Genomic DNA, 12618 nt, shown 5'->3' with positions numbered 1-12618 from the left:
TCACCGGCCAGACCGGTGGATGACCTCACGGGCCATCGCTCGATACGACTCGGCGCCGCCCGATTTCGGCGACCAGGTGGTGATGGGCTCCCCGGCGACGCTGGCATCGGGGAAGCGCACGGTACGCGAGATGGCGGTGTCGTAGACCAGATCGCCGAACACCTCGACCACGCGCGACATCACCTGACGCGAATGCAGCAGGCGCGCATCGAACATGGTGACCACGATGCCGTAGAGGCTCAGCCGCGGGTTGAGGCGGTCGCGCACCTTCTCGACGGTGTCGTTGAGCAAGGCGAGGCCGCGCAGCGAGAAGTACTCGCACTCCATCGGAATGATCACACCGTCGGAGCAGGCCAGCGCGTTGACCGTGAGCAGGCCGAGCGAGGGCTGGCAGTCGATGAGGATGTAGTCGTAGCGATCGCGCACGCTGTGCAGGGCACGCCCGAGCGATTGTTCGCGACCGACCTCGTTGACCAGCTGGATCTCCGCGGCCGACAGGTCGATGTTGCTCGGCAACAGGTCCATGCCGTCGACCTTGGTGGTCTGCAGCACATCGTCGACCTTGGCCTTGCCACCGATCAGCAAGTCGTGCACGGTGAGATCGAGATCGTGGTGCGCGACCCCGAGCCCGGCCGAGAGCGCGCCCTGCGGGTCGAGGTCGACGAGCAGCACCCGGCGGCCGTATTCGGCCAGTGCCGCACCGAGATTGATGGTCGAGGTGGTTTTTCCGACCCCGCCCTTCTGATTGCACATGGCGACGACGAGTGCGTCGCCATGTCGCTGGACCTGGGGTGGATCGGGAACCAGTCGCAGCGGGCGGCCTGTCGGGCCCATCTCGACGGCCTCGGCGACCTCTTCCGGTCCACCGTCCCACGGTGTTTCCGCTGTCGTCACGATCCGCTGCTCCTTATATGTTTCCTTGCCGGTAACCCCTGTCGAGGGTAGCGAGGCCGATACGGGACCGGCTCGCTTTCGTACGGTCTGACTCTGGGGTAGACGCTACCGCTCGGACCGGTGAGGTACAGCATGGCAACGCCGGGCGTGTTCGCACGATACCTGCTCAGCGCGTATCGGAGGTGATGGTTCAGGTGGCACGGGGATGGGCGGTGGCCCACACTTCACGCAGAGTGCTCACCGTGACGAGGGTGTAGATCTGGGTCGTGGTCACCGAAGCGTGGCCGAGCAGTTCCTGCACCACCCGCACATCGGCGCCACCGTCGAGCAGGTGGGTGGCGAAGGAATGACGCAGGGTGTGCGGTGAGACCGTCGCCCCGATCCCGGCCCGCTCGGCGGCGGTCTGCAGTACCTGCCATGCGCTCTGCCGTGACAGCCTGCCGCCGCGAGCGTTGAGGAAAAGCGCTCCGCCGGAACCTTTCCCGCTCGCGGCGAGGGTGGGACGACCGCGCACCAGATACGCGTCGACGGCGGCCAGGGCCGGACGGCCGACCGGCACGAGGCGCTGTTTTCCGCCCTTGCCGTGCAGAACCACACAGCGTTGCTCGGCGTCGATGTCGTCGACGTCGAGCCCGACCATTTCCGAGATCCGCGCGCCCGTGGAGTAGAGCAGTTCCAGCAGTGCGCGATCGCGCAGTCCGCGCGGTCCTCCGTCGGAGCCCTCCGGTTCACCGCCCGCCGCCTCGAGAAGTCGCAGAACCTGGTCGTAGGGCAATGCTTTGGGCAACCGGCGTCCCGGCGCGGGTGGTTTCACCGCGTGCGCCACATCGGTATCGGTGATGCCCTCGGCGGCGGCGAAGCGGTGTAGTCCGCGGACCGCGATCAATGCCCTGGCCACCGAACCGGCTGCCAGGGCAGGATGATCGGCGCCGCCGGAACGCAAGGCCATGGTGAATTCGGCGACGTCGCCTCGGGCCACCGCGCTCAAGGACTCGACGCCACGTCCGGTGAGGAAATTGCGGTAGCGGGCCAGATCACGACGATAGGCGCCGAGGGTGTTGCGCGCGGCTCCGCGCTCGACCGCGAGGTGGTCGAGGTAGGCGTCGATCTCCCGCTCGAGCACGCCCTTGCCTGTCTAGTACGCGGGTTCGGCTGCCGAGGCGCGCGCCGCTGCTGTGCTCACGCGTGGCTACCGTGAGCCAGCGCCGACTGCGCCTCGGCGGCTTTGCGCCGCAGGAACTTCGTCGGTTGACCGGGCCACGGCGCGTCGGGAGAGCGCAGCGGCGCCCCGCTCGCCTGAGCGGCCGCGTAGGCGAGCACGCCCGCGACCGCGGTCGCGTTCACGATCTCGCCCGCCAGTGCGGCGCGCACCGCCTCGTCGAGCGGCAGCCGCACCAGTTCCAGATCCGCTTCTTCGTGTTCGGGATCGGGCCGGTCGGTGACGCTGAGACCGGTCGCGAAGAACACCCGAAGCGCCTCGTCGGTGAAGCCCGGCGACAACGCCACATCCACCAGCACCGACCACTGCGCGGCGGCGAGGCCCGTCTCCTCGGCCAGCTCACGCTTGGCCGCGGTGAGCGGGTCCTCACCCTCGATATCGAGCAGCCCGGCGGGCAGTTCCAGCAGCCGGGTGCCGATCGGATGCCGATACTGACGGATCAGTACGACATTGCCGTCGTCGTCGAGCGCGAGCACCGCGACCGCACCGTGGTGCTCGATGACCTCGCGCTCAGCGACCCGCCCGTCCGGCATCCTGACCTGATCCTGGCGCAGAGCCAGGATCGCGCCGCTGTAGAGCACCCGGCTCGACACCGTCTCGAAGTCGTGACTACCGGGCTCGCTCATGCGTTCCTATCGCCGATGTTCCTAGGCCTGCGCGGGCTGCTCCGCGAGCTCTTCCTCCGGAAAGTCTACGGGAAGGCGTTCGGCCAGTTTGTATTTCAACGCGGCGCTGATCAGCGCCGCGAACAGCGGATGCGGTCGGGTCGGACGGCTCTTGAGCTCCGGATGCGCCTGGGTGGCGACGAAGAACGGATGCACCGAAGCCGGGTATTCGACGAACTCGACCAGGTGCCCGTCCGGCGAGGTACCGGAGAAGACCAGCCCGCTCTTGGCGATGGCGGCGCGGTAGGAGTTGTTCACCTCGAACCGGTGCCGGTGGCGCTCGGACACATTCTCGGTGCCGTACGCCTGCGCGACGACCGAGCCCTTCTTCAGGGTGGCGGGGTAGGCGCCCAACCGCATGGTGCCGCCCAGATCGGCCGCACCGGCGACCACGTCTTCCTGATCGGCCATGGTCGAGATGACCGGGTTCTTGGTGTCGGGCTCGAATTCCGCGGAATTCGCGTCGGCGATACCGACCGACCGTGCCGCCTCGATGACCACACACTGCAGACCCAGACACAGCCCGAGCAGCGGGATACCGCGGTGGCGGGCGTAGCCGATCGCCCCGAGCTTGCCCTCGATGCCACGGATGCCGAACCCACCCGGGATCAGCACGGCGTCGACATCACGCAGCGCCGCCTGAGCGCCGACCTCGGTCTCGCACTCGTCCGAGGGCACCCAGCGGATGTTCACCTTGGCGCGATGGGCGAAACCACCCGCGCGCAGCGCCTCGGTCACCGACAGGTACGCGTCCGGCAGATCGACGTACTTGCCGACCAGCGCCACCTCGACGGTCTCGCGCGGGGCATGCACGCGATCGAGCAGGTCGCCCCACACCTTCCAGTCCACATCGCGGAAGGGCAGCCCGAGCTTGCGCACCACATAGGCATCGAGGCCCTCGCTGTGCAGCACCTTCGGGATGTCGTAGATCGACGGCGCGTCCGGCGTGGAGATGCACGCCTCCACATCGACGTCACACATCAGCGCGATCTTGTTCTTGAGACCCTGCGGCACCTCACGGTCGCAACGCAGGATCAGCGCGTCGGGCTGGATACCGATATTGCGCAACGCGGCCACCGAGTGCTGCGTCGGCTTGGTCTTGAGCTCACCCGAGGGCGCCAGGTACGGCACCAGCGACACATGCAGGAAGAACACATTGTCGCGACCCACATCGTGGCGGATCTGGCGGGCCGCCTCGAGGAACGGCTGCGACTCGATGTCACCGACGGTGCCACCGATCTCGGTGATCACCACATCCGGCACATGCCCCTCGAGATCAGGACCCTGCATCGCCAGGATGCGGCTCTTGATCTCGTCGGTAATGTGCGGAATGACCTGCACCGTATCGCCCAGATACTCACCGCGACGTTCCTTGGCGATCACCGTCGAATAGATCTGACCGGTGGTCACGTTCGCGTCCATCGTCAGATCGCGGTCGAGGAAGCGCTCGTAGTGACCGACGTCCAGGTCGGTCTCCGCGCCGTCTTCGGTGACGAACACCTCGCCGTGCTGGAACGGGTTCATGGTGCCCGGATCGACATTGAGATACGGGTCGAGCTTCTGCATCGTCACCCGCATGCCGCGCGCGGTCAGAAGCTGACCGAGGCTGGAGGCGGTGAGACCCTTACCCAATGAGGAGGCGACGCCACCGCTCACGAAGATGTGCTTGGTGGCATTTTTAGCCTGATTCCGTTGATGACCCACGGACCACCACTGTACCGCTAGTCCGCCTCTCCGCGTATTTTGCCGGTCGTTTGCGGGCCCGCGTGTTGAGCTGCCGGGCCTGCGGAGCGGGGTGGGAGACCGCTGGACGTGCCCGGCGAGTTACCCATGTTCTCGCGAAATCAGGAGTTTTGTCGGGACGCGAGTCGCGGGAACTCGCCTCGGGAAGGTGGTGAGGTTCTCAGTCAGCGGGGCATGGCTACCAGGGTCAGCGAGGTCGCTGTCGGTCCCGTGCCGTAGCGGCCCGCGCCGCCGGTGAGTTGTTCGGTGAGGGCGAGTGCTGTTGTCACCCGGCCTGTTTCGCGGTCGAGGTTGTCGACTGTGGTGACTGTTGTGGCCAGGGGGGCTTGGGATCGGACGGTGGCTATCGGGGCGTTGCCTTCGGCGGCGCCCGCGCGGCCCGCGAGGACGGTGCCCGCCGCTCGTGCTCGCAGGGCGCCGGTGAAGCGGGCGATAGTCGCGCCCTGGCCGGTGTCGGATTCGACACCGTTGCCGGTGACGACGACGGCGAGTTGTGCGGGGCGGGTCGGGGTGTCGCCGTAGGTGAGGAAGCCGCCGCCGCGGAGGGTCTCGAGGATCAGGGCGAGTTCCTGGGGAGTGCTGCGTGGCTGGTTCGTCGTGGGGTCCTGGAGCAGCGCGAGGCCGAGCAGATCGCCCGCGAGGCTGCCCTGGTCCACGGCGCCGGTGTTCAGTTGGGCGCCCGCGGGGACGATGTTGGTCAAGGTAGAGCGCATGCGGTCACCCTCCCCCGCGTCGACGAAGGACTCGGTGAGGGCTACGCGGCCGGTCACTGTCGCGCCCGCTGTTTGCAGCGAATTGCTCACGCCGTCGATGTCGCCGGGGTCGGCATCGGGAGTGGTGAGGACGACGACCGTGCGGTCGGCCAGGGTGCCGCTCAGGATGCGTGCTGCCGAGCCCGCGATGAACTGATCGGCGGAGTCGAGGCGGGCGGTGAGTTGTGCGTTCTGGGCGGCCAGTTCGTCCACCTGGGTGTTCAGGTCGGTCTTGTCCGACCGCAAGCCCGAGATCATGCCGCCCGCGAGGGTGTGTGAACCGAGGACCACCCCGATCGCGAGCGCGAGGAAGATCGCCGCGATCGAGATGGCGTGTTGGCGCAGCGAGATCACAGCAGACCACGCACCCACAGGACGAAGCTGTTCCAGTACCCGATGGCCCAGTCCAGCATCTCGGAGCCGTTGTGCGAGGCCAAGATCACCACCACGATCGCCACCAGCGCGGCCAGCACCACCAGCGCCACCGCGGCGCCCGCGGAACGATGCCGGTACAGCGTCGACACCGCGTTCGCGTCGACCAGCTTCGCACCGACCTTCAACCTGGTCAGGAAGGTGGCCGGATTGCTGTCGCGACGCCCACGGTCGAAGAAGTCCTCGAGCGAGGCAGGAGCGCCCGCCAGCACGATCAGGGACGCGCCGTGATGATCGGCCAGCATCAACGCGAGGTCGGTGGGCGAACCCGAGGACGGGAACGTGGTGGCGCCGATACCGAGATCCTGGATGCGCTCGAGCCCCTTGGCATGCCCGTCGGTGTCGGCGGGCAGGATCATCTCGGCGCCGGATTTCAATGTCTCGGTGCTGATCTCGTCGGGATCGCCGACGATCAGGTCGGGCGTGTACTTGAGTTTGCGCAAGGTATCCGCGCCGCTGCCGACCCCGATCAGGATCGGCGCGTACTCCTTGATGAACGGCTTGAGTCGCTGCAGTTCCGCGAGATGGCCCGAGCCGTCGGCGATCACGACCACGTGCCGGTCGCGCATGTCCAACTCGATATCGGGCACGCCGACACCGTCGATCAGCAGCGCGCTCTCGGTGCGGACGAATTCGGTGGTGTTACCCGCGAACGCGTCGAGGTGGTCGGCGAGGCCGTTGCGCGCCTCGATCATTCGATCGGCGATGGCCGACTCGTCGAATTCGATGCCCTCGACCAGGACCTCGGGTTCTTTCTTGGTGAGCTTGTCGGCGTAGACGATGCCACCGTCGATGCGGACCTTCGACCCGTCCTTGATCCTGCCGAACGCGTCGGAGGACACCGTGTCCATCAACACGATCCCGTTGGCCACCAACACTTCTGGTCCCAGATTGGGATACCGTCCGGAAATCGATGGGGAGGTGTTGATCACCGCGAGCACCCCCGCCTCGACCAACCGGTCAGCGGTGTGACGGTCCAGATCGGTCTCGTCGAGGACGACCACATCCCCGGGCCCGACCCGCCGCAGCAATCGTCCGGTATCGCGATCCACCCGGGCGATCCCGGCGACACCGGGCAACGTTTCCGTGTTCCGTGACAACAACGCCGGCATCTTCATGAGGCCGATGATGAAGCCAAACCCTCAACCTTTGGTGGAGGCGCGCCGAATCACCAGTCACATTCGTCACTGTGATCTATCGGGTCCCACCGGCCCCACTCAGCACCATCTGCACCAGGAGTTCCAGCTGGTCGGCGATGCGATCGAGAGGTTCGGCGCTGCGTTGCGCACGGCATATCGCCACGCTTCCTTCGACTGCGGCGATGACCAGGGTGGCGGTGCGCTCCGCCTGGAGCCGCTCGGCGCCGTGTGCGCACAACGACGCCGTGAGCAGTTCCGACCATCTCGCGAAGGCCGCCGCTGCCGCTTCCCGAGGAGCCCCCTCGGCGTCGGGCGAGTCTTCGATCGAGACCGCGAGAACCGGACAGCCCGCGCGGAAGTCGGTGTCCACCACGATCTTGCGCCACATGCGCAGGAAGGCCCGCAGCCCGTCGACGGGACCGTTGCCGAGCTCGCGCTCGAGCACCGACGCGGTGAGGTCGCCCGCGAAGGCAACCGCCTCGGTGGCCAGCTGCGTCTTGCCGCCGGGGAAGTAGTGATAGGTCGATCCCAGCGGCGCACCCGCATGTTTGGCCAAGTCACGCACGCTCGTGGCACCGAGGCCGCGCCGCCGGATCAGGTCGGCCGCACCCGCCACCAGCTTCTGGCGCGAATCCGGGGAATCCGCTGATGTGCTCGACTTCCTCACCTCCTGGCTATAACAACCGTCATATAGTACCGTTCTGCGATTATAACGATCGTTATAAGACGTTCGATCAGGCCGCGAAGGAGCGCACCATGCCGATGATTCACCTGACCCTCCCCGCCGAGGTACTGGCCGCCCAGGCACGCGCCGACTTGATGAAGTCGCTGCCCGCGACCTTGCTGAAGTGGGAAGGCGCCCCCGACAACGCGTTCTTCCGCGCGCAGGCTTGGTGCCGCGTCGAGGAGGTCACCGACGGCGGCTTCGCGGCGCTCGACGACGGGCTCGCCCGGTTCCTGGTGACGGTGACCGTTCCGGCGGGTGCGCTCTCGGAGCGCCGCAAAGCCGGACTGGTCAAGGAGGTCACCGACCTCGTCCTCGCCGCGGCGGGCCTCACCGAGGCCGACGCCCTTCGCGTGTGGGTACTCGTCCACGAGCAGCCGGAGGGCACCTGGGGAGCCGCGGGCAACGTGGTGAAGTTCCAGGAACTCGCCGCGCTCGCGCAGGGGCGGCACACGAATGCGTGAGCTGCAGTTCATCCGTACCGGGCACCTGGAGTGGCGGGAACGCCCGACCCCGGTGCTCCAGGATTCGCGCGACGCGATCGTGCGGCCCTTTGTCGCGGGGCGCTGCGACGGCGACACGATGCCGATCCACCGCCATGTCTCGCGAGCGATGCAACTCGGGCTACCTACCGCCGGGCACCAAGGTTCCGCTCATGCACATGTACGCCAACGACGCCACCTTGAAGATCGGCGTCTCCAACGTTCGACCGGTCCTGCCCGAACTCCTGGATTTCCTCGCGCGAGAGGACTTCCCCGCCGAGTTGGTCACCACGCTCACCGCCGACTGGGAGGACGCACCGCACGCGTACACGGCCCGCACCACCAAACTGGTCCTGCGCCGCGACCCTCTCCACACCGCCGAAACTGGTCAGGCTGTGACGCGCTGAGGTGATTGCCGGATGACACCGGCGGCGATTCGCGGTGCCGTCCGCGGCGACCGCACCGGAAAGAATCCGGCAACTACCCGTATGCTCCGGGTCACACACATTTCGGACAGGAGACACATTCATGCCACGCAGCACCGTCGAGACGGTTTTCGACGCACCTCGCGACATCGTCTACCGCCTCTTCACCGAGCGTGAGAGCGTCAGCCCGTACCTGCCGATCCAGGTCAAGCTCGTCAAAGCGGGCGACCCGACCACCGGCGTCGGCGCCCAGCATGTGCTCGGCTTCGGCAAGGTCGGCGTCACCGAGGAGATCACCGCGCTGGTTCCCGGCGAGCGGATGGAATACAAGATCGTCAAGGGCGCGCCGGTCAAGCGCCACGTCGGCGCCATCACCTTCGCCGACACCACCGAGGGCGGCACCCGCGTGGTGTACACGATGGAGTCCGAGCCGTCGCTGCCCGTGCCCGCGCCGGTGCTCGAGTTCGGCCTGCGTCAGCTGACCAACCAGCTCATCGGGGGCGTGCGCAAAGCCCTGCGGTAATTCTGCAGCGCCGGCGCGATCGAGTTCGCACCCCCTTGTGCACCGTCGATCAGGTGCTGTTGCTTGTCGCCTACGCAACAGAACCTGATCGACGGGACGCAGCTAGGCCGGGGCTCGTTCGGCCCTGGCGGTTTCCAGCAGTTCTTCCGCGTGCGCGCGGCCGGTCTCGGTGTCGTCCAGACCCGCGAGCATGCGTGCCAGCTCCACCACTCGTTCCTCGTCGGTCAGCGTGCGAACCCCGCTGTCCACCTTGCCTTTTCCGTCGTCGGACTTGTTCACCACCAGGTGGGTGTCGGCGAAGGCCGCCACCTGGGGCAGGTGGGTCACGACGATGACCTGGTGGGTGCGGGCCAGTCGGGCAAGGCGCTTGCCGATCTCCACCGCGGCCCGGCCGCCGACCCCCGCGTCGACCTCGTCGAACACCATGGTCGCGCCGTGATCGGAACCGGCCAGCACCACCTCGAGCGCGAGCATCACCCGCGAGAGTTCACCGCCGGAAGCGCTCTTGCTCAAGGGCAGCGACTGCGCGCCGGAGTGCGCGGAGAGCCGGAATTCCACTTCGTCGCACCCGTTCGATCCCGCGTGCAGCTGTACCCCGCCGATCTCGAGCGGCGCCGAATCCTGGGCGCTGGCCGGGAGCGGGCGGACGTGGACTTCCAAACGCGCCTTGCCCATCGCCAGCCCACCGAGCTCGGTGCTCACCGCGCTCGCCAGCTTGCCCGCCGATTTGGCGCGCGCGGCACTGAGTTTGCGTGCCGCCTCCCGTACCTTGCCCGCGGCGGTCTCGACCTCACCGGCCAGCTTGGCCAGCGCGTCCTCGGACACATCGAGCGAGTCCAGACGCGCGCGCGACTCGTCGGCCCAGGCGATCACGCCGTCGATATCGGGTGCGTATTTGCGGGTCAGGGATTTGAGTTCGGCCTGTCGATTGAGCATCGTGTCCAGCGCGCTGGGATCGGACGGCAATTCCGACAGGTAGCTGCTCAGTTCGGTCGTCACGTCGACGACCACCGCGATCGCCTCGCCCAGCCGGGGAGCCAGCGCGGCCAGCGCCGGGTCGTCGGCGGAATCCAGGCGGGCGCGGGCACCGCCGAGCAGATCGAGCACGCCGCCGCCGTCGGCCGGTGCGTCGCTGGGGCCCGACATCGACTCGTGCGCGGCGACGGCCGCCTCGCGCAACGAATCGAGGTCGCTGAGCCTGCGGATCTCGGCGACCAGGCGGGTGTCCTCACCGGGTTCGGGCGCGATGCCGTCGATTTCGGTGAGCGAGTACTTGAGCCGGTCGGCCTCGAGCGCCAATTCCCTACTACGCGCGGTGCGTTCGAGCAGTTCGGTGCGCGCGTCCAACCAGGACCGGCGATGCACCTGGTACTTGCGCAGTAGCCCGGCGACCCCGTCGCCGGCGAACTGGTCGAGTGCCGACAGTTGCTGTTCGGGCCGCTGCAACCGCAACTGGTCGTTCTGACCGTGCACGGTCAGCAGTCGCGAGGTGAACTCGCCGAGCACCGCGGCGGGCACTCCGCGCCCACCTAGGTGTGCGCGCGAACGTCCGTCGCTGTTGACGGTGCGGACCGCGATCACGCTGCCGTCCTCGTCGGCCTCGGCGCCCGCCGATTCCAGCACGTCTCCGACCGCCGCACGGGCCGCCTCGTTCACGTCATCGACGACGAAACGGCCCTCCACCACGGCTTTCGTCGCGCCCTGGCGTACCCGTCCCGCGTCGGCGCGCGCACCGCTGAGCAGGTGCAGGCTGGTGACGACCATGGTCTTGCCCGCACCGGTCTCGCCGGTGAGCACGGTCAGACCGGCATGAAACTGCGCGGTGGCCGTCGAGATGACACCGAGTCCGTCAATCCTGATCTCTGTCAGCATCAGTGCTCTTCCGTTCGCTGTCTGCCCCGCCAGCCGGTGACCGGCAGCTGGAACTTGCGCACCATCCGGTCGGCGAACGGCGCCGAATCGAGCCGCACCCACCGCACCGGATGTTCGCCGCGCACCACTTCGGCACGGCCGCCTCGCGGCAGCGCGAGGGTTCGCCTGCCGTCGAGGAACACGATCGCATCGTGCCCGGTCGCCACGGTCTCCACCGCGATCCGCGAATCCGGACTGGTCACCAGCGGCCGCGCGAACAACGCGTGCGCATTGCTCGGGATCACCAGCATCGCCTCGACTTCGGGCCAGACCACCGGCCCACCCGCCGAGAACGCGTAGGCGGTCGACCCGGTGGGCGTGGAGATGAGAATGCCGTCGCAGCCGAACGCCGAGACCGGCCGCCCGTCCACTTCGAGCACCACTTCCAGCACACCCATGCGCTGCGCGTTCTCGAGGCTGGCCTCGTTGAGCGCCCAGCCGTGTTCGACGATCGTGTCGTCGACGCGCACGGTGACATCGATGGTCATCCGGTTTTCCACCTGGTAGTCGCGATCGACCACCTGCGAGAGCGCCTCGTCGAGATTCTCGGCCTCGGCTTCGGTGAGAAATCCGATGCGGCCCAGGTTGATTCCGAGCACTGGCACACCGGTGGGCCTGCCGAGTTCGGCCGCGCGCAGGAAGGTGCCGTCGCCGCCGAGAGCGAGCACCATCTCACAGCCCTGTGCCGCGGACGGGCTGTGCGGCACCACCCGCACCGGGTATCCGGCTTCGTCTTCGAACCGGGTGCTGTCGGCCTCGTCGGCCAGCACCCGCAGGCAGATGCCCGCTTCGGCGAAGATCTTCGCCACCCGGTGCGCGGTCTCGATGATCTCCGCGCGGCCGGGATGGGCGACGAGCAGGATCTCCCTGCCGCCGGGACGCGTACTCACTGCGGACCCTCCTCGACAGCGTGTGCGACCAGCGCCCGCACCTGTTCGGCGTCGTAGTCGAACGGGCCGACCTTGCGCAGCCACAGGAAGTACTCGACATTGCCCGACGGGCCCGGCAGCGGACTGGCGACCACACCGAGGGTGCGCAGTCCGAGCGCGGCCGCGGCGTTCGCCACCTCGCACACCACCTCGGTACGCAACGCCGGGTCGCGCACCACCCCACCCGAGCCGACCCGGTCCTTGCCGACCTCGAACTGCGGTTTCACCATCGGCAGCAGATCGGCGCCGTCGGCCGCGCAGGCCGCCAGTGCGGGAAGGACGAGCCCGAGCGAAATGAAGGACAGGTCGCCGACGACGATTTCGACTGTGCCACCGATGGATTCGGGGGTGATGTTGCGCACGTTGGTGCGGTCGAACACCCGGACCCGATCGTCGTTCTGCAGTCGCCAGATCAGTTGGCCGTAGCCGACGTCGACGGCGACCACTTCGCGTGCACCCTTGTTGAGCAGCACGTCGGTGAAACCGCCGGTCGACGCACCAGCGTCCAGACACCGCTTATCCGCGATGCTGAGCCCCTCGGGTTCGAATGCCTCGAGTGCGCCGAGCAGTTTGTGCGCACCACGCGAGGCCCACGACACCTCGTCGGGTTCCTCCCGCACGATCAGCGGGGTTCCCGTCTCCACCGCCGTCGCGGGTTTCACGGCGACGGTTCCAGCAATCAGGACGCGGCCCGCACCGATCAGTTCGACCGCGTGTTCTCGCGATCGCGCCAATCCGCGGCGAACCAGTTCGGCGTCCACGCGCGCTCGCCTGGCCACC

At 67.7% G+C, this 12618-nt stretch carries 13 protein-coding genes; 3 read left to right on the top strand and 10 right to left on the bottom strand.

From position 1 onward, the window contains the following. From QX204_RS08980 to QX204_RS08950, 7 genes are all read right to left on the bottom strand, one after another. Nucleotides 1-834: a ParA family protein gene (locus tag QX204_RS08980; protein WP_131816759.1), complete on the bottom strand. Its 834-nt coding sequence runs from the start codon at nt 832-834 to the stop codon at nt 1-3. A 250-nt stretch (nt 835-1084) separates the two neighbouring features. After that, nucleotides 1085-2017: a site-specific tyrosine recombinase XerD gene (xerD, locus tag QX204_RS08975; RefSeq protein WP_301906121.1), complete on the bottom strand. Its 933-nt coding sequence runs from the start codon at nt 2015-2017 to the stop codon at nt 1085-1087. Nucleotides 2018-2073: 56 nt separating this feature from the next. Next, on the bottom strand, nt 2074-2739 hold the full coding sequence (locus QX204_RS08970; protein WP_301906120.1) for an NUDIX domain-containing protein: 666 nt from the start codon (nt 2737-2739) through the stop codon (nt 2074-2076). A 21-nt stretch (nt 2740-2760) separates the two neighbouring features. Further along, nucleotides 2761-4482 carry a CTP synthase gene (locus tag QX204_RS08965; RefSeq protein WP_301906119.1) on the bottom strand — a complete coding sequence of 574 codons (1722 nt, stop codon included), beginning with the start codon at nt 4480-4482 and terminating at the stop codon, nt 2761-2763. Nucleotides 4483-4685: 203 nt separating this feature from the next. Beyond that, entirely contained in the window at nt 4686-5627 is a 942-nt protein-coding gene (locus QX204_RS08960) for a copper transporter (RefSeq protein WP_301907954.1), read from the bottom strand. Continuing rightward, on the bottom strand, nt 5624-6823 hold the full coding sequence (gene steA, locus QX204_RS08955; protein ID WP_301906118.1) for a putative cytokinetic ring protein SteA: 1200 nt from the start codon (nt 6821-6823) through the stop codon (nt 5624-5626). Before steA ends, QX204_RS08960 begins: the two co-directional genes overlap by 4 nt. 76 nt (nt 6824-6899) lie before the next feature. Continuing rightward, nucleotides 6900-7511 carry a TetR/AcrR family transcriptional regulator gene (locus QX204_RS08950; protein WP_301906116.1) on the bottom strand — a complete coding sequence of 204 codons (612 nt, stop codon included), beginning with the start codon at nt 7509-7511 and terminating at the stop codon, nt 6900-6902. An 89-nt stretch (nt 7512-7600) separates the two neighbouring features. On the opposite strand from QX204_RS08950, the gene QX204_RS08945 reads away from it, so the two are divergent. The 3 genes from QX204_RS08945 to QX204_RS08935 all read left to right on the top strand — a co-directional run bounded on the left by QX204_RS08945 (nt 7601) and on the right by QX204_RS08935 (nt 8998). Then, complete coding sequence (locus QX204_RS08945) at nt 7601-8032, top strand: tautomerase family protein (RefSeq protein ID WP_301906115.1); 432 nt, start codon at nt 7601-7603, stop codon at nt 8030-8032. A 134-nt stretch (nt 8033-8166) separates the two neighbouring features. After that, nucleotides 8167-8457 (top strand): hypothetical protein, encoded by a 291-nt coding sequence (locus QX204_RS08940; protein ID WP_301906114.1) that lies wholly within the window; start codon nt 8167-8169, stop codon nt 8455-8457. 121 nt (nt 8458-8578) lie between these two features. After that, entirely contained in the window at nt 8579-8998 is a 420-nt protein-coding gene (locus QX204_RS08935; RefSeq protein WP_301906113.1) for an SRPBCC family protein, read from the top strand. A 102-nt stretch (nt 8999-9100) separates the two neighbouring features. Here the strand turns inward: QX204_RS08935 and recN are convergent, their stop codons facing one another. Genes recN through QX204_RS08920 form a run of 3 tightly spaced genes read right to left on the bottom strand, consistent with a single transcriptional unit; the run spans nt 9101 to nt 12617 of the window. Next, entirely contained in the window at nt 9101-10870 is a 1770-nt protein-coding gene (recN, locus tag QX204_RS08930; RefSeq protein ID WP_301906112.1) for a DNA repair protein RecN, read from the bottom strand. Then, nucleotides 10870-11799 (bottom strand): NAD kinase, encoded by a 930-nt coding sequence (locus tag QX204_RS08925; protein ID WP_301906111.1) that lies wholly within the window; start codon nt 11797-11799, stop codon nt 10870-10872. Before QX204_RS08925 ends, recN begins: the two co-directional genes overlap by 1 nt. Next, on the bottom strand, nt 11796-12617 hold the full coding sequence (locus QX204_RS08920; RefSeq protein WP_301906110.1) for a TlyA family RNA methyltransferase: 822 nt from the start codon (nt 12615-12617) through the stop codon (nt 11796-11798). Before QX204_RS08920 ends, QX204_RS08925 begins: the two co-directional genes overlap by 4 nt. Between the last annotated feature and the right edge of the window lies 1 nt (nt 12618).

Origin of the sequence: Nocardia sp. PE-7 (assembly GCF_030486425.1) — a bacterium.
Taxonomy (GTDB): Bacteria; Actinomycetota; Actinomycetes; order Mycobacteriales; family Mycobacteriaceae; genus Nocardia; species Nocardia salmonicida_A.
This window is presented reverse-complemented; position numbering and strand designations above follow the sequence as displayed.

What these genes read in the sequence shown, in the direction of transcription:
- QX204_RS08980 (WP_131816759.1), bottom strand. Translation starts at nt 834, where the DNA reads ATGGGCCCGACAGGCCGCCCGCTGCGACTGGTTCCCGATCCACCCCAG.
- QX204_RS08940 (WP_301906114.1), top strand. Translation starts at nt 8,167, where the DNA reads ATGTCTCGCGAGCGATGCAACTCGGGCTACCTACCGCCGGGCACCAAG.
- QX204_RS08970 (WP_301906120.1), bottom strand. Translation starts at nt 2,739, where the DNA reads ATGAGCGAGCCCGGTAGTCACGACTTCGAGACGGTGTCGAGCCGGGTG.
- recN (WP_301906112.1), bottom strand. Translation starts at nt 10,870, where the DNA reads ATGCTGACAGAGATCAGGATTGACGGACTCGGTGTCATCTCGACGGCC.
- QX204_RS08935 (WP_301906113.1), top strand. Translation starts at nt 8,579, where the DNA reads ATGCCACGCAGCACCGTCGAGACGGTTTTCGACGCACCTCGCGACATC.
- steA (WP_301906118.1), bottom strand. Translation starts at nt 6,823, where the DNA reads ATGAAGATGCCGGCGTTGTTGTCACGGAACACGGAAACGTTGCCCGGT.
- QX204_RS08945 (WP_301906115.1), top strand. Translation starts at nt 7,601, where the DNA reads ATGCCGATGATTCACCTGACCCTCCCCGCCGAGGTACTGGCCGCCCAG.